Here is an 18,069-nt window from a genome sequence, read left to right as displayed (position 1 = left end):
TTGAGCAACTTGAGCAACTTCAGTAGTCCATCCACTTCGGTGGTAACTCCAGGCAGGAGCGGTACGTGAGCGAGAGCAGTGCGGAGGTCGTCGCGAGCGCCGCCACGGCGGCCGTGGCCTCCGCCGCGGGGGCGACGGGGAGCTGGCGCCGGGTGACCGGTATCGCGGGCGTCGCCATAGGGGTGGTGGCCGCCGGTGCCGCCGCGGGTGTCGCCGTCGAGCGGCTCACCGTGGGGCGCGGCATACGCCAGAAGGCGCGGCTCGCGCTCGACTCGGCGGGCCCGTACGGCGCGCTGCGCGGCACCCCGGGCAAGGCGTACGCCGACGACGGCACCGAGCTGTACTACGAGGTCGACGACGTCGACCCGGAGGCCGCGCCCGCCCTCACCCCGCGTCGGCGGCGCCTCTTCGGGCGCAAGGCCCCGGCCCCCGTCACCGTCGTCTTCAGTCACGGCTACTGCCTGAGCCAGGACTCCTGGCACTTCCAGCGGGCCGCCCTGCGCGGTGTCGTACGCAGTGTGTACTGGGACCAGCGCAGCCACGGTCGGTCCGGACGCGGGGCCGCTCAGATCAACGACGGGGTGCCCGTCTCCATAGACCAGCTCGGGCAGGACCTGAAAGCCGTCCTCGACGCCGCCGTGCCCGAGGGGCCGATCGTGCTCGTCGGGCACTCCATGGGCGGGATGACCGTCATGGCCTTCGCCGACCAGTACCCGGACGTGGTGCGGGAGCGGGTTGTCGGGGTGGCGTTCGTCGGTACGTCGTCGGGACGGCTCGGCGAGGTCAACTTCGGGTTGCCCGTCGCGGGCGTGAACGCCGTCCGGCGGGTGCTGCCTGGCGTACTGAAGGCGCTGGGGCAGCAGGCCGAGTGGGTGGAGCGGGGGCGGCGGGCCACCTCCGATCTCTTCACCGGCATCATCAAGCGGTACTCGTTCTCGTCGCGGGACGTCGATCCCGCCGTCGCCCGGTTCGCCGAGCGGATGATCGAGGGCACGCCCATCGATGTCGTCGCCGAGTTCTACCCGGCCTTCACCGAGCACGAGAAGACCGAGGCCCTCGGCCACTTCACGGACCTGCCCGTGCTGGTGCTGGCCGGGGTCGGTGACCTCGTCACGCCCAGCGAGCACAGTGAGGCCATCGCCGACCTGCTGCCGGACGCCGAACTGGTGCTCGTGCCGGACGCCGGGCACCTGGTGATGCTGGAGCACCCGGAGGCGGTCACCGACCGGCTCGCCGACCTGCTCACCCGCGCGGGTGCCGTGCCGGCAGGGGCTACCGTTTCTGGTTATGGAAGCACCAGCGGCAGCGCACAACCCGGCTGAATCGGGCCCACCATCGGGCACGGCATCGGGCACGGCATCGGGCACGGCATCGGGCACGGTACAGATCGTCGTCGACTCACCCGACGAGATGCGGGAGTTGGGTCGCAGGCTCGCCAAACTGCTGCGGGCCGGCGACCTCCTGATGCTCACCGGTGAGCTGGGCGCGGGCAAGACGACGCTGACGCGCGGGCTCGGCGAGGGGCTCGGCGTCCGGGGTGCCGTCACCTCGCCCACCTTCGTGATCGCCCGCGTCCACCCCTCCCTCGTCGACGGCCCGCCGCTCGTCCACGTCGACGCGTACCGGCTGGGCGGCGGTCTCGACGACATGGAGGACCTCGACCTCGACGTCTCGCTGCCCGAGTCCGTCGTCGTCGTGGAGTGGGGCGAGGGCAAGGTCGAGGAGCTGACCGACGACCGGCTCCATCTCCTCATCCACCGGGCCGTCGGAGACACCACCGACGAGGTGCGCCACGTCACCCTCACGGGGGTGGGGGAGCGGTGGGCGGCGGTTGACCTGAGCGCCGTATGAACGTTTGCGTGAATGTTCCGACAATCCGTCGGCAAGATGTTGCGTTGGGTGTGTTGCGCGTGGTCACATGGTATCCAGTTCGTGGTTAGGTTTACCTAACTACGTCCGCCCCCGAACTTCAGGAGGCGTCCATGTCGGCTACCGAGAACACGAGCACGCCCAAGCCGAAGCCGTACGCGGTACACGGGGTGTCCATGCGTGATCTGCTGGCGGCGGGCGCCGCCGCCCGTGCGGTCTCGACGCCCCCGCGCGCGCCTGACGCCCCCGTCGAGCGGCCCAAAGCCGCGTAGCCGGGCAACCCGTCTAGCGGATCACGACGACCTTCTCGCCGATCGTCGCGAACTCCCACATCGCGTCCCCGTCCGGCCGTGTCTCCCGGATGCCGCCCGTGCGCATCTCGGGGTCGGTCTGCGGAGCCGAGCCGTCCACCGCCGTGCTGAAACCGATGGTCACTCCGTCCACGCTCGTGAACCGCACGACGTGCTCGATCGGGGTGCCGTCCGTGCCCGTGATCGCGTTCGAGCGGGACCTGACCAGATAGCGGCCCGGCGCCGGATCGACCGTGCCCGGTGCGACCGTGAACGAGCGGCGCGCCCTGCCGTCCGTGCCGACCAGCCACACCCGGTCGTCCTCCAGGGAGTACACGACCCGTCGGCCCGCCCCGGATCCGGCCGGCAGAGCGCCCGGGTGCCGGGTGTCCCGGGGGACCTTCGAGGTGGTCACCGGCGTCGAGGAGGACAGGCGCTCGGAGCCTGGCCGCAGCGGGGCGTTCGCCGAGGCCTGGTAGGCGAGGAAGCCGACCCCGGCGAGAGCCGCCGCGGTGAGCCCGGCCACGAATCCCGAGCTGCTCCTGGTCACCAGCGCCCACCTCTTCGTCTTGTACGTCCCGTTTTGTGGCGACGGTAGCAGCAGCCGTACCGCCGACCGGAGCGGCCGTACAGGGGGCGCGGGCGCCGTAGGCTGTTCGCGTGCTCTTGCTCGCTCTGGATACCGCCACCCCGGCCGTCACGGTCGCCCTGCACGACGGGACGGCCGTCGTCGCCGCGTCGAGCCAGGTCGACGCGCGCCGGCACGGGGAACTGCTGCTGCCCGCCGTCGACCGGATCCTCGCCGAGGCGGGCACGGGCCTCGACGCCGTCACCGGCGTCGTCGTCGGCATCGGCCCCGGCCCCTACACCGGACTGCGCGTCGGCCTGATGACCGCCGACACCTTCGGACTCGCGCTCGGCGTCCCCGTGCACGGCGTCTGCACGCTGGACGGCCTCGCGTACGCCGCCGACGTCGAGGACGGCCCCTTCGTGGTGGCGACCGACGCCCGCCGCAAGGAGGTCTACTGGGCGCGCTACAGCGACTCCCGTACGAGGGTGACGGACCCGTCCGTCGACCGGCCGGCGGACATCGCCGACCAGGTCGCGGGCCTGCCGGCCGTCGGCGCGGGCGCCCTGCTCTACCCGGACACCTTCCCGGACGCGCACGCGCCCGAGCACGTGTCGGCCGCCGCCCTCGCCTCCCTGGCCGCCGAACGGCTGGCCGCGGGCGTCGAACTCCCGGCCCCCCGGCCCCTCTACCTGCGTCGCCCCGACGCCCAGGTCCCCAAGAACTACAAGGTGGTCACCCCCCAAGTGACGACTGCCGTGCTGCGCGAGATGCGCTGGTGGGACATCGAGCCCGTGCTGGAGCTGGAGAAGGACCTCTTCCCCGAGGACGCCTGGTCCCGGGGCATGTTCTGGTCGGACCTGGCCCACGCGCGGGGACCACAGGCGACCCGGCGGTACTTCGTCGCCGAGGACGAGCGTGCGGACGGGAGCAGGCGGATCATCGGGTACGCGGGTCTCGCCACCGCCGGGACCGCATCCGACAGTGGTTCCGCCACGGGGGCCGACGTACAGACGATCGCCGTCGCCCGCGAACACTGGGGCACCGGCCTCGGTGCCGTGCTGCTCACCGAGCTGCTGCGGGCGGCGACCGCGTTCGAGTGCACCGAGGTGATGCTCGAATGCCGGGTGGACAACGTGCGCGCGCAGAAGCTGTACGAGAGGTTCGGCTTCGAGGCCATCGGGTTCCGGCGCGGCTACTACCAGCCGGGGAACATCGACGCCCTGGTGATGCGGCTGCGCGATCCGTCGGCGTCGCTGCCGGTGCGCGAGGCCGACATACAGGAAATCGGCGTCCAGGAAGACGTACAGGAAATCGACGTACAAGGAACCGAGAGCAATGGCTGACTCCAAGGACGTACCGCTCGTCCTCGGCATCGAGACCTCCTGCGACGAGACCGGCGTCGGCATCGTCCGGGGGACCACGCTGCTCGCGGACGCCATCGCGTCCAGCGTCGACGAGCACGCCCGGTTCGGGGGTGTCGTGCCCGAGGTCGCCTCGCGCGCGCATCTGGAGGCGATGGTGCCGACCATCGAGCGGGCGCTGAAGGAGGCGGGGGTCAGCGCCAAGGACCTCGACGGCATCGCCGTCACCGCGGGTCCCGGGCTCGCGGGCGCTCTGCTGGTCGGGGTCTCGGCGGCGAAGGCGTACGCGTACGCGCTGGGCAAGCCGCTGTACGGCGTGAACCATCTCGCCTCGCACATCTGCGTCGACCAGTTGGAGCACGGGCCGCTGCCCGAGCCGACCATGGCTCTGCTGGTCAGCGGCGGCCACTCCTCGCTGCTGCTGTCCTCGGACATCACCTCCGACGTACGGCCCATGGGCGCGACCATCGACGACGCGGCCGGCGAGGCCTTCGACAAGATCGCGCGGGTGCTGAACCTGGGCTTCCCCGGCGGTCCCGTCATCGACCGGTACGCGCGTGAGGGCGACCCGAAGGCCATCGCGTTCCCGCGCGGGCTGACCGGGCCGCGCGATCCGGCGTACGACTTCTCCTTCTCCGGGCTCAAGACGTCCGTGGCCCGCTGGATCGAGGCGAAGCGGGCGGCGGGGGAGGAGGTGCCGGTGCGTGACGTGGCGGCCTCCTTCCAGGAGGCGGTCGTGGACGTGCTGACCCGGAAGGCGGTGCGGGCCTGCAAGGACGAGGGCGTCGACCACCTGATGATCGGCGGGGGAGTGGCCGCCAACTCGCGGCTGCGGGCACTCGCCCAGGAGCGGTGCGAGGCGGCCGGTATCCGACTCCGGGTGCCCCGGCCCAAGTTGTGCACGGACAACGGTGCGATGGTGGCCGCGCTGGGCGCAGAGATGGTCGCGCGGGGCAGGGCCGCCTCCGACTGGGATCTGTCGGCGGACTCGTCGTTGCCGGTGACCGACCCGCACGTACCAGGTCGTCATTCGCATGCGGTGAGTGAGGGGAACCTGTACGCGTGACCGTCGCGTTGATGTGGGAGGCACGGGCCGTCGAGGGGCGCGGGGGCGAACTCCTCGCCTGGGCACGGGCGCAGGTGCTGGCTGTGCCGCCGGTGCGCCGGGAGACGCTCCGGGCTCCGCAGGACCGCGTCCTCGTCATCACGTGGTGGGACGCGGACTACGACGCCGACCTGCCCGAACTTCCGGAGCCGGAGGCGGGGTTGGTGGCGCGGGCGGTGCATCGGTGGCGTTTTGAGGTGGTGGGAGAGTGATGTCCGCGTCTTCCGAATCTTCCGTATCTTCCGTCAAGGGTCGGACAATCCTCGCTTTGCCCGGATGAGGGGCAACTGGCCGGGCGGTACGGGCAAATGGGGCGACTCGATGGGTCGGCTTTCCTTGTCCGACCGTCTCCTTTGAACCCGCTTTGTGTTTTCCGGGGGCGTTGTTGAGGTGATCCTCGCTCGCGCGTGTCCCGCCCTGGATGATCAAGCGGCTCCTGTCTGTGTGGCGACATGCGGGTGGGGAGAGCGCTGATCATGGCCATCGCACCGGACTCAGGGAAAACTGTGGAAGTCGCCCAGTGGGTGGTGGGGTTCGCCATCGCCACGGTTCTTGTCGGGAGAGGCGTACTCCAACTCTCGGGGCGCGGCTCTCCGACAGGCCCGCCGGAGAGCCGGGGCAGGACGGATGCGTGGTCGGACATCCTGATCGGCGTCGGGATCAGCCTCGGCACCGCGGACCGCATCCCTGACAGTCACCGTCTCCTGTGGGACGACGTGCTCCTCGGCCCGGCGCTCGTCTGCCTCGCCGCCACGATCCTGTTGCACGAGGTGCCCCGGCAGGCCGACCGGTGACCGCCCGAGCCGCCCTGATCGCCACCCTGGCCGTCTTCGGCGCGCTCTCGGCCTGGCTGCTGCCCGACGGCTGGAGACTGGCCTCCCTGCCCCTCGCCCTGATCTGCGCGACGATCGCCCAGCGGTACGTGGCCGGGCCCCGGGGGCGTACCGAGGACGCGCCTGGGGCGACGACAGACGGCGCCAGGGGAAGCGGCCATGAGTGACACGAACGAACCGTCCGAGATCATCCCGATGTGGCGTCGACCGTCCGGGACGCCGTGATCGCCACCGTGGTGTAGCGCACGGTGAAGTCGCCGCCCAGTGTGTCGAGCGCGGCGCCGGTGGCTGAGAGCAGTTCCGTCAGTTGGGCGGGTGGGAGCCCGTTGGTGCGGCCGTGGGTGGGCAGCAGGTCCAGCCACTCGTCGCGGGTGTACGGGTGCTCCCACTCGTACCGCCACTCCTCCGGCTCGCCGAACGCGCCGCCCGCCTGCCGTATCCCGTCGGCCGCCTTGGCGAACAGGGGCGCGTACGAGTCGAGGGCGGGCCTCGTCCAGAGGTTGGGGATGTCCGGCAGGACGCGGTCGTGGACCTCGGCGAAGGCCCCGGTCACGTCGGGCGAGGGCTGGAACACGTTCCAGAACAGGGCGAGTTGGCCTCCGGGGCGCAGCGACCGAGCCGCCTTCGCGGCACCGGCGACCGCGTCCACCCAGTGCCAGGCCTGGGCGGACACCACCGCGTCGAAGGCCCGCCCGGCGGGGTCCCACTCCTCGAACGCCGCCACCTCCGCCTCGACCCCGCTCCGCCGCGCCAACTCGGCCATCCGGTCGTCGACTTCCACTCCGAGCACCCGGCACCCGGCCGCCTGGAACTGCCGGGCCACGATGCCCGTACCGACCCCGACGTCCAGGATGTCGGGGCCGGGGGCCGTGGCGACGATCCGGTGCACCAGGGCTTCGGGGTAGCGGGGGCGGGCCCGGTCGTAGCGGGTGGCTTCGGCGCCGAACGACCTTGCCGTCGCTGTGAGTTGAGGGTGCTCGGGCTTCGGCTGGTAAGGGGGCATGCGCTCACCGTAGTGGGCGTTCGCCGGACCAGAAATTTTTGCGCACCCCCTTCAACCTTTCCGCCCCGAGCGCGCTCAAGAACAGGTGAGGAAGATCTGTGAGGCGTGTGAGGGGCGTGATGCGTATGAGGCACGTGAGCAACAGCCACAGCCATGGCCGCAACCTCAGCCATAGCCATAGCCACAGCCATACGCATGACGGGAAACGGGAGGGTGGATGTCGGCGACGGTCCGGCAGCGGGACTTCGAGGAGTACGCGCGGGCGGGTCGGCAGCGCCTGTACCGGACGGCGTATCTGCTCTGCGGCGACCGCGAGCACGCCCGTGACCTGGTGCAGTCCACGCTCGCCCGGCTCTTCCAGCACTGGCAGCGGGCGAGCCGGGCCGAACACCTCGACGCCTACGCCCGTACCGTCCTGACCCGGCTGTTCCTGCACGAGCGTCGGCGCCGGCTGCGCGACCTGCTCGCCCATGCCCGCCCCGACCCCGCGCCGGCCGCGCCCAGACCCGAGCTGCGCGTCACGCTCATGGCCGCCCTCGGCGAACTCCCGCCCCGGGCGCGGGCGATGGTCGTCCTGCGCTACTGGGAGGACCTGAGCGTCTCGGAGGTGGCCGCGCAACTGCGGTGCAGCGAGTCCACGGTCAAGAGCCAGTGCTCCCGCTCCCTGACCCGGCTGCGCGTGGTGCTGGGCGACGCCCATGTGTACACCGCCGAGTACTGACCCCCCTTACCCCGCCAGTGCTGATGCGTCAGAGAGGAACATCCGTGCACGACACGCCACCCGGTCGCCCGCACCGGCCCGCGCCGGACGCCGGGCCCGACGACGCGCTCGTCGGGGAGCTGCGGGAACTGATGGAGCAGGCCGCCGCCGGGCTGGCGACGCTGCCCGATCTGACGCAGGAGGCGGTACGCCTCGGCAGGCGCCGCCGGGTCCGGGCGCGGGCCGCCGTGATCGGCGCGGTGGCCGGGGTCCTCGCGATCGGGGGCGTCGGCTCGGCTGTGCTCGGCGGCCTGGGGGACAAGGCTTCCGCGCCCGTCGGCCCGGCGGTCGCACCGCCCGCCGTCCCCTCCCCGACGCCACCGCCGGCCTCGGCCGCCCCGGTGCCCGTGGCCACGGACGCGTCGGAGGCCGCCCCTGGGGAGCGGATGGCCAAGGCGCTGACCCGGGCGCTCGGCGATCTGATCGGGACCGTCACCCCCAACGGCGCGGAGTCCTTCGCCGGCCGGATCGACGGGCACACCTTCCCTGTGACGCTGCGGGTCACGACCAGGTCGGACGCCCTCGTCGAATGCCCGGACCCGCCTGAGACGGCCATGACCTGCCGTACGGCCTGGCTGTCCGGCCGGATCGAGGCGCGGGTCGTGGTGGCGGGCGGCGCCCTGTGGGGCGGCAAGTCCGTCAGCGTCAGCTATCGCTACGCGGAGAGCACCGTGCAGCTGACCGTCGCCCCGGACGCCGATGCCAGGGTCTCCCCGCCCGTCACCGCCGACCAACTGGTGGCCGCGGCGGGCACTTCGGCACTGCTCGCCGAGGTGAAGGCCGAGATCAAGGACCAGGCGCAGTACGAAGCGCAGGAGCACGGGGCGACCCCCACGGCCGGGGCATCCCTTGCCCAGCCCTCCACCGCCCAGCCCTCCACCGCCGAGCCCTTCACCGCCGAGCCTTCCTCGGCGAGTGCCCCGAGCGGTACCGACAGCACGAGCGAGACAGGCGGTTCCCCCGATGAGTGAGCAACGACGTGCAGTGAACGGGTCGCGCCGCCTGGTCGCGTTACAGCGCCGGCGCAGGCGCCGGACCCGTATCGGGGCGATCGGCGCCACGGTCTGCCTCGCCGCGCTCGGGACGGCGGCGGTGCCGCTGCTCCTGCCCCGGCTGCTGCCGGACAACGCGTCGCAGGGGTCGCAGGCCGGTTCCCCGGAGGCCGTCCGGACAACGACTGAGCCCACCCCGGATCCGGAGACGGACAGCACGGGAGGTACAGGCGGTACGGGCGGTGTGGGCGGTACCGGTGCCACGAGTGCGCCCCCCGACGACTCCACCGCCGCCGGGCCCCCCGACCCCTCCGGGGAGGCGAAGTCCCCCAAGTCCCCGGACGCCACCGGTACTTCCGGGTCCGGGAAGGGATCCGGAAACGGCTCCTCCACGCAGCCCACCATCCCCACCTCCGGCCCGGGCACCTTCCGAACGGCACCGCTCACCGTCACCGGTCCCGCCTCCGGTACCCCCTTCCGCGTCCAGGTCGAGGACGGCGCGGGCGTCGACCCGGCGGACGCGGCCCGCCAGATCGGCACCATCCTGGGCGACCGGCGCGGCTGGGGTCAGGCGGGCGCCCGGTTCCGCCAAGTCACCGGCACGGATGCCGAGTTGACGTTCCGGGTCGCCACCGCGGCCACCACGGACAAGCTGTGCGCCGTGAAGCAGCCGGACCACATCGGCGAGGTCAACTGCCGTACCGGCGCCGACGTGGTGATCAACCTCAAGCGCTGGCAGCTCGGTTCCCCCGAGTTCGCCGGACCGCCGGTCGAGTACCGCGCCCTGATCGTCAACCACGAGGTCGGCCACTGGCTGGGCCGCGGACATGAGACCTGCCCGGGCCCTGGCCGCCCCGCGCCCGCGATGATGCAGCAGATCGACGGCCTCAAGGGCTGCGTGTCCAACGCCTGGCCGTACGACACGCGGGGCCGCTACCTGAGCGGCCCCGCGGTCCCGTGACCCGCCGAGGCGGGTCCGCCCGCTACGGACCGACCTCCGTCTCGCACCGCAGTCGCCGATCCGCCCCCAACTCCCTTACCGCACCCACGAGTCGCACCCGAGCCGTATGCCGCACATCCGCACTCGACGCCCCCAACCGCAGCTCCAGCGCCCCCGGTTCGACGATCCTGCGCCCCGCGCGATCCGTGAACGCCGACAGATCCGCGTGGAAGCGGAAGGTCACCCGGCGCGCCGCACCCGGCGCCAACTCCAGCCGCTCGTAACCGATCAGGCGCACGTCAGGCCGGGTCACCGAGGCCACCGGGTCGTGCAGATACAGCTGGACGACATCCGCCCCGGCTCGCGCACCCGTGTTGCGGACGGTCACGGACACCTCGTACGAGCCGTCCGTCCCGATCTCCGCCGCGCCCGCCTCCTCGAAGTCCTCCCAGACGAACGAGGTGTACGACAGGCCGTGCCCGAAGGGATATAGCGGTGTCGGGTCCAGACTGCTCACATCGTCCGCCAGCCCCAGCGGCGGCTGGAGGTACGTCCACGGCTGGCCCCCGCGTTCCCTCGGCACACTCACCGGCAGCCGACCTGACGGGGTGACGCGGCCCGACAGCACTCCCGCGACTGCCGGGCCGCCCTCCTCCCCGGGGAAGAACGCCTGTACTGCCGCAGCCAGTTGACCGTCCCAAGGGCCCAGCGCGTACGGCCTGCCGGTGAGCAGTACGAGCACCACCGGAACGCCCGTCGACACCAGCGCGTCCAGCAACTGGGCCTGTACGCCGGGCAGTTGCAGCTCCGCCACATCGCAGCCCTCGCCCGACGTGCCCCCGCCGAACAGGCCGGCCCGGTCGCCCAGTACCGCCACGCACACATCCGCCTCGGCGGTCCGGGCCACCGCCTCCTCGAAGCCCCCGGTGCCCGGCTCCGAGGTGTCACAGCCCTGAGCGAACGTCACCTTGGCGTCCGGGAGTTCGGCGCGCAGGGAGTCCAGGAGCGTGGCGATGTCGACTCCCACCGGGGTCTCCGGATGGCTGGGCAGGACATGCGAGGGGAACGAGTAGCAGCCCAGCATCGCCAATGCGTCCGCCGCCCGAGGTCCGACGACCGCGATCCGCGTGTCCGGGGCCAGCGGGAGCAGGCCGTCCGGGTTGTCCAGCAGTACCACCGACTCCTCCGCCAGCCGGCGGGCCAGCGCCCTGTTTCCGGCCGAGTCCAGGTCGATCGGCCCACCGTCCGGCTCCGGCCGCCAGTCCTCGTCCAGGAGGCCCAGCTCGCACTTCTGCGTCAGGACGCGGCGCGCCGCCCGGTCCACCAGCGACTCCGGTACGTCTCCCGCCCGTACCGCCGTCACCAGCGCGTCGCCGTAACTCCCCATCGACGGCAGCTCGACATCGATGCCGGCCGCCAGGGCCAGGTGGGCCGCCTCGGCCGGTGTCCCCGCGACCCGGTGCAGGGACTCCAGGAAGGCGATGCCGAAGTAGTCCGAGACCACCGTTCCCGTGAACCCCCACTCCTCGCGCAGGAGTTGGGTGAGGAGATGCGGATCGGCGGAGGCCGGGACGCCGTCCGTCTCGTTATAGGCGGCCATCACCGAACGCGCCCCGCCATCGCGCAGCGCCATCTCGAACGGGGGAAGGGTCACGTCCGCGAACTCCCGGACGCCCGCCCGTACGGGCGCCAGATTGCGGGCGCCGGCCGAGGACGCGTACCCCGCGAAGTGCTTCAGCGTGGCGATGATCCCCGCCGACTCCAGGCCCCGCACATAAGCCGACCCGATCGTCCCCACCAGGTACGGGTCCTCGCCGATCGTCTCTTCCACCCGGCCCCAGCGCAGATCCCGTACGACGTCCAGGACCGGGGCGAGGCCCTGGTGCACGCCGACCGAGGCGAGGTCGTGGCCGATGCGGGCCGCCATCTCCTCCACCAGCTCGGGGTGGAAGGTGGCACCCCAGGCCAGCGGCACCGGGTACGCCGTCGCACGCCAGGCCGTGAAGCCGGCCAGGCACTCCTCGTGGGCCAGCGCCGGGATGCCGAAGCGGCCCGCCTCGACAATCCGACGCTGGGCGCGGGCCAGTGCCTGCGCGCCCAGCGTCGGGTCCACGGGGGCCGTACCGAAGGGGCGGGTGAGCTGGCCGAGGCCCTGGGTGATCAGCTCGTCCCACTCATAGTCCGCGGTCAGGTCGTGCTGGTGCGGGGCGACCCCGTGACCGTCCGTCGAGGCGCCCACCCATACGCCGTACAGCTGGGCGGTCTTCTCTTCCAGGGTCATCCGGGAGAGCAGGTCGTCGACGCGGGCGTCGGCGCTCAGGGCGCGGTCACGCCAGGGAGCCGTGGTCATGAAACTCCTGTCAGAGAAGGTGGGTTCACCGGCCGTCGGTTCACTTGCCGCCCACGCCCATCAGGCCGCCGATCAGTGCGCGCCGGGCCACCAGATAGACGGCGAAGATCGGGACGCCGGAGAGGACGACGGACGCGAGCAGGGCGGGGATGTTCACGCCGTACTGGCTCACGAAGTTGAACAGGCCGAGGGTGAGGACGCGGGGTTCGTCGGACTGGGTGAAGATCAGCGGGAAGAGGAAGCCGTTCCAGGCCTGCAGTGCCGCGTAGATCACGACGGTGCTGATACCGCCCTTGGCCAGGGGGATGGTCAGCTGGAACAGCATGCGGACGGGGGAGGCGCCGTCGAGGGCCATCGCCTCGTACAGGTCCTCCGAGATGTCCCGCAGGGTGCCGGTGAGAACCAGCACCGAGACCGGCATCGCGAAGGCCGCCGTCGGCAGGATCACCGCCAACAGGCTGTCGTACAGGTCGAGTTTGGCGATCAGGAGGTACAGCGGGACCACCACGGCCTGGGCCGGGATCGCCACCCCGAGCAGGAACAGCCGGAAGGCCGCGCCCGACCAGCGGGTGCGGGTTCGCACGGCCACGTACGCCAGCGGGACGCAGAGCCCGAGGACGATACCCACGACCGTGACCGCGACGATCACCGTGTTGCTCAGCAGATGCCAGAAGCCCGAGTTGAGGACGGTGTTGTAGTTGTCGAGGGTCGGATCGGTGGGCGGTTTCAGGGGGTTGCCGGTGAGGGCCTTGTCGGGTCCGGTGAGCGAGGCCGACAGCATGGCGTAGATCGGGACGAGGACGATCACCAGCCAGACGATCGAACCCAGGCCCGCCAGCGGGTTGGCCCGCCTCGTCCAGTGCCTGCGGCGACGACGGCCGTCCGGCCGCGGTCGTTCCGGACGCTTGTCGGTCGTCGTGGGACGAGGAAGCGTGTCGTGTGACACTCCGTCACATCCCTTCACGCGTACTGCGCATACCGCCGAAGCCGGTCAGCCGGATGAGGATCAGGGACAGGCCGGTCGCGGCCAGGACGAGGGTGGACGCGATGGCGCTCGCGTAGCCGAAGTCGTATGTCTTGAAGCCCGCCTCGTACATCAGGTACGGCAGGATCGCCGTGTCCGTGCCCGGGCCGCCCTTCGTCAGGATCAGGACCGTCTCGAAGTACGTCAGCGAGCCGACGACGAGCAGAACGGTCGAGGTGGTGATGGTGTGCCGCAGCTGCGGCAGCGTGATCGAGAAGAACTGGCGGTAGCGGCCCGCGCCGTCGATCGCCGCCGCCTGATAGAGGACCTCGGGGATCTGACGGGCCCCGCCCTGGTAGATCAGTGTGTGGAACGGGATGAACTGCCAGCCGCCGACGAAGACGATCGCCAGGAACGCGCCGCTGGTCGAGCCGAGGGTGTCCTTCTGGATGATGCCGAAGTTCGGGTCGAGCAGGGCGTAGAAGAGGATGGAGATGGCGGTCGAGGAGAGCAGGAACGGTACGAAGAAGATCGCCGAGAGCACTGCCCGGTTGCGCTGGGGGCCTGCCGCCCACACCCCGAGCAGCAGGGCCACGACCGTCTGGAACACCCAACTCGCCACCGTCAGAAGGACGGTGATCCCGAGCGACTGGGTCAGTCGCGGATCGTCCAGCAGCTTCTGCCAGTTGGCGAGACCCACCGGCTTCGGGTCGCCGAGGCCGTCCCACTTGGTGAAGGAGAGATAGAAGGCCAGGGCCATCGGGACGACCGCGAAAAAGGTGAAGAAGAGGACCGCGGGGAGCGCCCAGACAGCGCTCGGCCGCCCGGCCCGCACCTTGCCCCGCTGAACCTTTTCGCCCCCGGAAGTGACCGTTGAGCTCACTTCAGCCCCTTGCAGGCCGACACGAACTCACTGGGCGCCGACTTGCCCGTGAACAGCTTCCCGATCTCCGTGTGCATCTTCGTGCCCAGCTCGTCGCCGAGCGCCTGGTCCCAGGAGAGCGTGAACGCGGGTGCCTGCTGGACCAGGTCGTACTGGAACTTGGCGTACTCCGGGTTGGGCGCGGAGGACAGCAGCGCCGAAGCGTTCGAGGTCGTCGGTACGTCGCCGAGGGCGACCAGGTCCTTCGCGTACGCCTCGGACGCACAGTCCTTGAGGAACGCGATCGCCGCGTCCTTGTTCTGCGTACGGGGGTTGATGGACCAGTAGTTGGTGGGGTTGCCGACGACGTTGCGGACATCGCCGACGCCGTCCTCGATCTTCGGGAAGGCCGCCCAGCCCAGGTTCGACTTGGCGAAGTCGGGGAACTTGCCGAGCTGCGTCGAGTACTCCCACGAGCCCATCAGATGCATCGCCGCCTTGCCTTTGGCGAACACCGCCGGGGCGCCGCCGTTGACGTACGACACCGAGGTGAACTTGGAGCCGAAGGCGCCGTCGTCGACGAGTCCCTTCACCATCTCGGCGGCCTTCAGAATCGCCGGGTCGCCCCAGCCCTCCGCGTCGCCGTCCTGGATGCGCCGGAAGACCTCGGGGCCGCCGATCCGGTCCACCAGGTACTCCAGCCACATCAGTTCGGGCCAGAGGTCGGAGCCGCCGAGGGCGAACGGAGTGATCTTCGCCTTCTTCAGCTTGGTGTTGACGTCGAGCAACTGGTCCCAGGTGGTGGGCGGTTGGAGCTTCTGCTCGGCGAACACGGTCTTGTTGTAGAAGAGGATCACCGGCTGCATACCGCGCATCGGTATGCCGTAGTGACGACCCTTGAGGTCCCCGGCGGCGAGTACGGAGGGCAGGAAGCCGTTCTTCAGCACCGGGTCGTTCTCGATGATGTCGGTCAGGTCGACGATCTTGTCGGCCTCCTGGTACGCCTTGATGGAGCCGCCGCCCCAGTTGAAGAAGACGTCCGGGGCGCTGGGCGACCCCATCGCCGTACGCAGCTTGGGCAGATAGTCCGAGCCCGGGATCTTCTCCAGCTTGATCTTGCCCTTGGCCGTCTTGCTGGCGGCCGACTTGTTGAACCGTGCGACGGCCGCCGCCTGGACCTTCACGGCGTCGTCCCCGTACACGAACGCGGTGATCGTGTCCCCGCCACCGCCCGAACCCTCACCCGAGCCGCAGGCGCTGAGGCCGGTGGTGAGCAGGGCGGAGGCACCGGCGCCGAGCACCCAGCGCCTGCTGAACGCCGTGCCGGTGGACCGTGCGGACCGCCCTCTGTTCGACTCCATGACAGCACCTCTCGCGAATGTTCTCAACGAAACCTGAACGAGTCTCTGTACGAATCTTTCGGGTGGTACTTCGAATGTTCCGGAAATTTATGGGGGGACAGGGTCTTCGTCAAGAGGTCGCGCAGGGATACGATCGCCGCCATGAGACCCTCGAAACCTGTTGAAACGCAGACGACACCGCAGTCCACCCAGACCGCGACGCTCGCCGAGATCGCCCGTGAGGCAGGCGTCTCCGCTCCGACTGTTTCGAAGGTGCTCAACGGCCGTGCCGATGTCGCCCCCGGGACGCGGACCCGTGTCGAGGACCTGCTGCGGGCGTACGGCTACCGGCGGCGCCGGGCCGAAGCGACCCGCTCACCGCTGATCGACCTGGTCTTCCACGAGCTGGAGAGCGCGTGGGCGATGGAGGTCATCCGGGGTGTGGAGAACGCGGCGCGGGAGGAGGGGCTGAGCGTCGTCCTCTCCGAGAGCGCGGGCCGTCTCACCCCGGGCCGCACCTGGGCCGACCAGGTCGCGGCCCGCCGCCCGCACGGTGTGATCCTCGTCCTCTCCGGCCTCGACGAGTCCCAGCGGGCGCTGCTGACCAGCCGCTCCATCCCGTTCGTGGTGATGGACCCGGCGGGCGACCCCGGCGACAACGTGCCCTCGGTCGGCGCGACCAACTGGCAGGGCGGTCTCGCGGCTACCCGGCACCTCGTCGAACTGGGCCACACCCGCATCGCGTCGATCAGCGGCCCCTCCCGGATGATGTGCAGCCGCGCCCGCGTCGACGGCTACCGCGCGGCGCTGGAAACGGCCGGCCTCCCGGTCGACCCCGCCCTCCTCAAGGTCGGCGACTTCCACCACGAGACGGGCTACCGCGCCGGCCTCGAACTCCTGCGCTCCCCGAACCGCCCGACCGCCGTCTTCGCCGGCAACGACCTCCAGGCCCTCGGCCTGTACGAGGCCGCCCGCGAACTCGGCCTGCGCATCCCGGAGGACCTGAGCGTCGTCGGCTTCGACGACCTGCCGATCGCCCGCCTGGTCGGCCCCCCGCTGACGACCGTCCGCCAGCCCCTGATGGAGATGGCGGAAACGGCGGCCAAGCTGGTCCTGAACCTGGGCAAGGAGGACGGCACGTCGGGAGCAACGAGGGTGGAACTGGCAACAAGCCTGGTGGTCCGCAACAGCACGGCGGCACCGCCGGCGGCCTAGAGGGGGCCAGGACGGCGTGCCCAGGGGCGCGGGGCTGTGTCGATCTGCGGCTCCGCCGCGGGGACGCGAACAACCACGACGTACCCGCAGGGCCCCACCGGCCTGACAAGGGGCGCGGGGAACTGCGCGAACAACCACGACGTACCCGCAGAGCCCCACCGGCCCCTTAGCGGCACAACCGTATTGACGAGTGACGCAAGACCCCCCAAACTGCTCCGAAGTCAATCGGTTGAACAGCCGAAACTTTCGGAGGCACCCGCAATGAGCCCCTCCAGAACAGCTTTACGCGCACGCCTGCTCGCCCTCCTCACCACTACCGCCACCACCGCAACGCTGCTCCTCGCCGGGACGGCAACCGCGGCAGACCCCCCGCTGCGCGACCTGGCCACCGCCAAGGGCAAAGTCATAGGCACAGCCGTCACCGGCTCCAAACTCACCGGGACCTACGGCGACCTCGCCGGCGCCCAGTTCAACTCGCTCACCCCCGGCAACGCCATGAAGTGGGAGTCCGTGGAGCCCTCCCGGGGCACCTACAACTGGACCGAGGCCGACCAGATCGTCGCCTTCGCCCAGGCCCACAACCAGCAGGTACGTGGCCACACCCTGGTCTGGCACAGCCAGAACCCGGGCTGGCTGGCGAACGGCACCTGGACACCGGCCCAGCTCAGCACGATCCTCCAGGACCACATCACCACCGAAGTAACGCGCTACAAGGGCAAGTTGGCGGCCTGGGACGTGGTGAACGAGCCCTTCAACGAGGACGGCACCTACCGCTCGACGCTCTGGTCCAACACCCTCGGCACCGACTACATCGCGCAGGCCCTGACCTGGGCGCGGGCGGCCGACCCCACGGCGAAGCTCTACATCAACGACTACAACGTCGAGGGCGTCAACGCGAAGAGCACGGCCCTGTACAACCTGGTCAAGTCCCTGAAGGAGCGCGGGATTCCGATCGACGGGGTGGGCCTGCAGGCGCACCTGATCCTCGGTCAGTATCCGTCGTCCCTCCAGCAGAACATCCAGCGGTTCGCCGATCTGGGCGTGGACGTGGCGATCACGGAACTGGACATCCGTATGCAACTGCCCGCCACAGACGTCAAGTTGACCCAGCAGGCGGCCGACTACAAGGCGGTCATGGACGCCTGTGTGGCCGTGACCAGGTGCGTCGGCGTGACGGTCTGGGGCTTCACCGACTCCGACTCATGGATCCCGGACGTGTTCGACGGATACGGCGCGGCGACCCCGTACACGGAGAGCTTCACCCCGAAACCGGCGTACTACGCGATCGCCCAGTCGTTCGGCGGCACCCCGTCGACGGAGGGCTGCACGGCGACGTACGGCGTCCCGAGCCAGTGGAACTCCGGGTTCACCGGGCAGGTGACGATCGCCTGTTCCGCGGGCCGGTCGCTGTCGTCGTGGAAGGTGAGCTGGACGTACGGCGCGGGGCAGCGGGTCGCGCAGGCCTGGAACGCCACCTGCACCCAGTCGGGGGCGGCGGTGACTTGCGTGAACGCCTCGTACAACGGGACGGTGCCGAGCGGCGGTTCGGTGAGCTTCGGATTCAACGGGACATGGAGCGGCAGCAATCCCGTACCGACGGTGACCCTGGGCTGA

Annotated in this window: 19 protein-coding genes and 1 pseudogene; 14 read left to right on the top strand and 6 right to left on the bottom strand. The window is 70.7% G+C overall.

Going from position 1 to position 18,069, the window contains the following annotated elements; genetic code table 11:
- Positions 1 to 65: 65 nt before the first annotated feature.
- The 3 genes from OG734_RS17005 to OG734_RS16995 all read left to right on the top strand — a co-directional run bounded on the left by OG734_RS17005 (position 66) and on the right by OG734_RS16995 (position 2,141).
- The gene (locus tag OG734_RS17005; RefSeq protein WP_330288347.1) at positions 66 to 1,322 is read left to right on the top strand and encodes an alpha/beta fold hydrolase; all 1,257 of its coding nucleotides are present in this window, start codon (positions 66 to 68) and stop codon (positions 1,320 to 1,322) included.
- On the top strand, positions 1,288 to 1,851 hold the full coding sequence (tsaE, locus tag OG734_RS17000; protein WP_330288346.1) for a tRNA (adenosine(37)-N6)-threonylcarbamoyltransferase complex ATPase subunit type 1 TsaE: 564 nt from the start codon (positions 1,288 to 1,290) through the stop codon (positions 1,849 to 1,851). Before OG734_RS17005 ends, tsaE begins: the two co-directional genes overlap by 35 nt.
- A 131-nt stretch (positions 1,852 to 1,982) precedes the next feature.
- Complete coding sequence (locus tag OG734_RS16995) at positions 1,983 to 2,141, top strand: hypothetical protein (protein WP_330288345.1); 159 nt, start codon at positions 1,983 to 1,985, stop codon at positions 2,139 to 2,141.
- A 13-nt stretch (positions 2,142 to 2,154) separates the two neighbouring features.
- Here the strand turns inward: OG734_RS16995 and OG734_RS16990 are convergent, their stop codons facing one another.
- Positions 2,155 to 2,709, bottom strand: coding sequence for a hypothetical protein (locus tag OG734_RS16990; protein ID WP_330288344.1), 555 nt, complete (start codon positions 2,707 to 2,709; stop codon positions 2,155 to 2,157).
- A gap of 110 nt (positions 2,710 to 2,819) precedes the next feature.
- Between OG734_RS16990 and tsaB the strand changes: the two are divergent.
- From tsaB to OG734_RS16960, 6 genes and pseudogenes are all read left to right on the top strand, one after another.
- Positions 2,820 to 3,473, top strand: a pseudogene (gene tsaB / locus OG734_RS16985) (tRNA (adenosine(37)-N6)-threonylcarbamoyltransferase complex dimerization subunit type 1 TsaB); the annotation flags it as partial.
- 24 nt (positions 3,474 to 3,497) lie between these two features.
- Complete coding sequence (gene rimI, locus OG734_RS16980; RefSeq protein ID WP_330293690.1) at positions 3,498 to 4,073, top strand: ribosomal protein S18-alanine N-acetyltransferase; 576 nt, start codon at positions 3,498 to 3,500, stop codon at positions 4,071 to 4,073.
- A complete protein-coding gene (gene tsaD, locus OG734_RS16975) occupies positions 4,066 to 5,157 on the top strand; it encodes a tRNA (adenosine(37)-N6)-threonylcarbamoyltransferase complex transferase subunit TsaD (protein WP_330288343.1) in 1,092 nt (363 codons plus the stop codon). The genes rimI and tsaD overlap by 8 nt, the downstream gene beginning before the upstream one ends.
- Entirely contained in the window at positions 5,154 to 5,408 is a 255-nt protein-coding gene (locus OG734_RS16970; RefSeq protein WP_330288342.1) for a hypothetical protein, read from the top strand. The genes tsaD and OG734_RS16970 overlap by 4 nt, the downstream gene beginning before the upstream one ends.
- Before the next feature lie 264 nt (positions 5,409 to 5,672).
- A complete protein-coding gene (locus OG734_RS16965; protein ID WP_330288341.1) occupies positions 5,673 to 5,990 on the top strand; it encodes a hypothetical protein in 318 nt (105 codons plus the stop codon).
- Positions 5,987 to 6,196: a hypothetical protein gene (locus OG734_RS16960; RefSeq protein WP_330288340.1), complete on the top strand. Its 210-nt coding sequence runs from the start codon at positions 5,987 to 5,989 to the stop codon at positions 6,194 to 6,196. The genes OG734_RS16965 and OG734_RS16960 overlap by 4 nt, the downstream gene beginning before the upstream one ends.
- A gap of 20 nt (positions 6,197 to 6,216) precedes the next feature.
- Here OG734_RS16960 and OG734_RS16955 read toward each other — a convergent pair whose 3' ends face one another.
- Positions 6,217 to 7,032 carry a class I SAM-dependent methyltransferase gene (locus OG734_RS16955; RefSeq protein ID WP_330288339.1) on the bottom strand — a complete coding sequence of 272 codons (816 nt, stop codon included), beginning with the start codon at positions 7,030 to 7,032 and terminating at the stop codon, positions 6,217 to 6,219.
- A gap of 217 nt (positions 7,033 to 7,249) precedes the next feature.
- Here OG734_RS16955 and OG734_RS16950 point away from each other — a divergent pair, with 217 nt between their 5' ends.
- Genes OG734_RS16950 through OG734_RS16940 form a run of 3 tightly spaced genes read left to right on the top strand, consistent with a single transcriptional unit; the run spans position 7,250 to position 9,745 of the window.
- Positions 7,250 to 7,753 carry a SigE family RNA polymerase sigma factor gene (locus OG734_RS16950; RefSeq protein WP_330288338.1) on the top strand — a complete coding sequence of 168 codons (504 nt, stop codon included), beginning with the start codon at positions 7,250 to 7,252 and terminating at the stop codon, positions 7,751 to 7,753.
- A gap of 44 nt (positions 7,754 to 7,797) precedes the next feature.
- Positions 7,798 to 8,763, top strand: a complete 966-nt coding sequence (locus OG734_RS16945; RefSeq protein ID WP_330288337.1) for a hypothetical protein — start codon at positions 7,798 to 7,800, stop codon at positions 8,761 to 8,763.
- Positions 8,756 to 9,745, top strand: coding sequence for a DUF3152 domain-containing protein (locus tag OG734_RS16940; RefSeq protein ID WP_330288336.1), 990 nt, complete (start codon positions 8,756 to 8,758; stop codon positions 9,743 to 9,745). Before OG734_RS16945 ends, OG734_RS16940 begins: the two co-directional genes overlap by 8 nt.
- 22 nt (positions 9,746 to 9,767) lie before the next feature.
- Here OG734_RS16940 and OG734_RS16935 read toward each other — a convergent pair whose 3' ends face one another.
- Genes OG734_RS16935 through OG734_RS16920 form a run of 4 tightly spaced genes read right to left on the bottom strand, consistent with a single transcriptional unit; the run spans position 9,768 to position 15,261 of the window.
- Positions 9,768 to 12,074, bottom strand: a complete 2,307-nt coding sequence (locus OG734_RS16935; RefSeq protein ID WP_330288335.1) for a glycoside hydrolase family 3 N-terminal domain-containing protein — start codon at positions 12,072 to 12,074, stop codon at positions 9,768 to 9,770.
- Positions 12,075 to 12,114: 40 nt separating this feature from the next.
- Complete coding sequence (locus OG734_RS16930; protein WP_330288334.1) at positions 12,115 to 13,020, bottom strand: carbohydrate ABC transporter permease; 906 nt, start codon at positions 13,018 to 13,020, stop codon at positions 12,115 to 12,117.
- A 4-nt stretch (positions 13,021 to 13,024) separates the two neighbouring features.
- Positions 13,025 to 13,921: a carbohydrate ABC transporter permease gene (locus OG734_RS16925; RefSeq protein ID WP_330288333.1), complete on the bottom strand. Its 897-nt coding sequence runs from the start codon at positions 13,919 to 13,921 to the stop codon at positions 13,025 to 13,027.
- On the bottom strand, positions 13,918 to 15,261 hold the full coding sequence (locus OG734_RS16920) for an ABC transporter substrate-binding protein (protein WP_330288332.1): 1,344 nt from the start codon (positions 15,259 to 15,261) through the stop codon (positions 13,918 to 13,920). Before OG734_RS16920 ends, OG734_RS16925 begins: the two co-directional genes overlap by 4 nt.
- A gap of 141 nt (positions 15,262 to 15,402) precedes the next feature.
- Here OG734_RS16920 and OG734_RS16915 point away from each other — a divergent pair, with 141 nt between their 5' ends.
- Together OG734_RS16915 and OG734_RS16910 are read left to right on the top strand one after the other, a co-directional pair.
- On the top strand, positions 15,403 to 16,455 hold the full coding sequence (locus tag OG734_RS16915) for a LacI family DNA-binding transcriptional regulator (protein WP_330288331.1): 1,053 nt from the start codon (positions 15,403 to 15,405) through the stop codon (positions 16,453 to 16,455).
- A gap of 261 nt (positions 16,456 to 16,716) precedes the next feature.
- The gene (locus OG734_RS16910) at positions 16,717 to 18,069 is read left to right on the top strand and encodes an endo-1,4-beta-xylanase (RefSeq protein ID WP_330288330.1); all 1,353 of its coding nucleotides are present in this window, start codon (positions 16,717 to 16,719) and stop codon (positions 18,067 to 18,069) included.

It is taken from the genome of Streptomyces sp. NBC_00576 (genome assembly GCF_036345175.1).
In the GTDB taxonomy this organism is placed as follows: Bacteria; Actinomycetota; Actinomycetes; order Streptomycetales; family Streptomycetaceae; genus Streptomyces.
The sequence above is the reverse complement of the archived record's forward strand: the minus strand, read 5'-3'. Positions and strand labels throughout refer to the sequence as shown.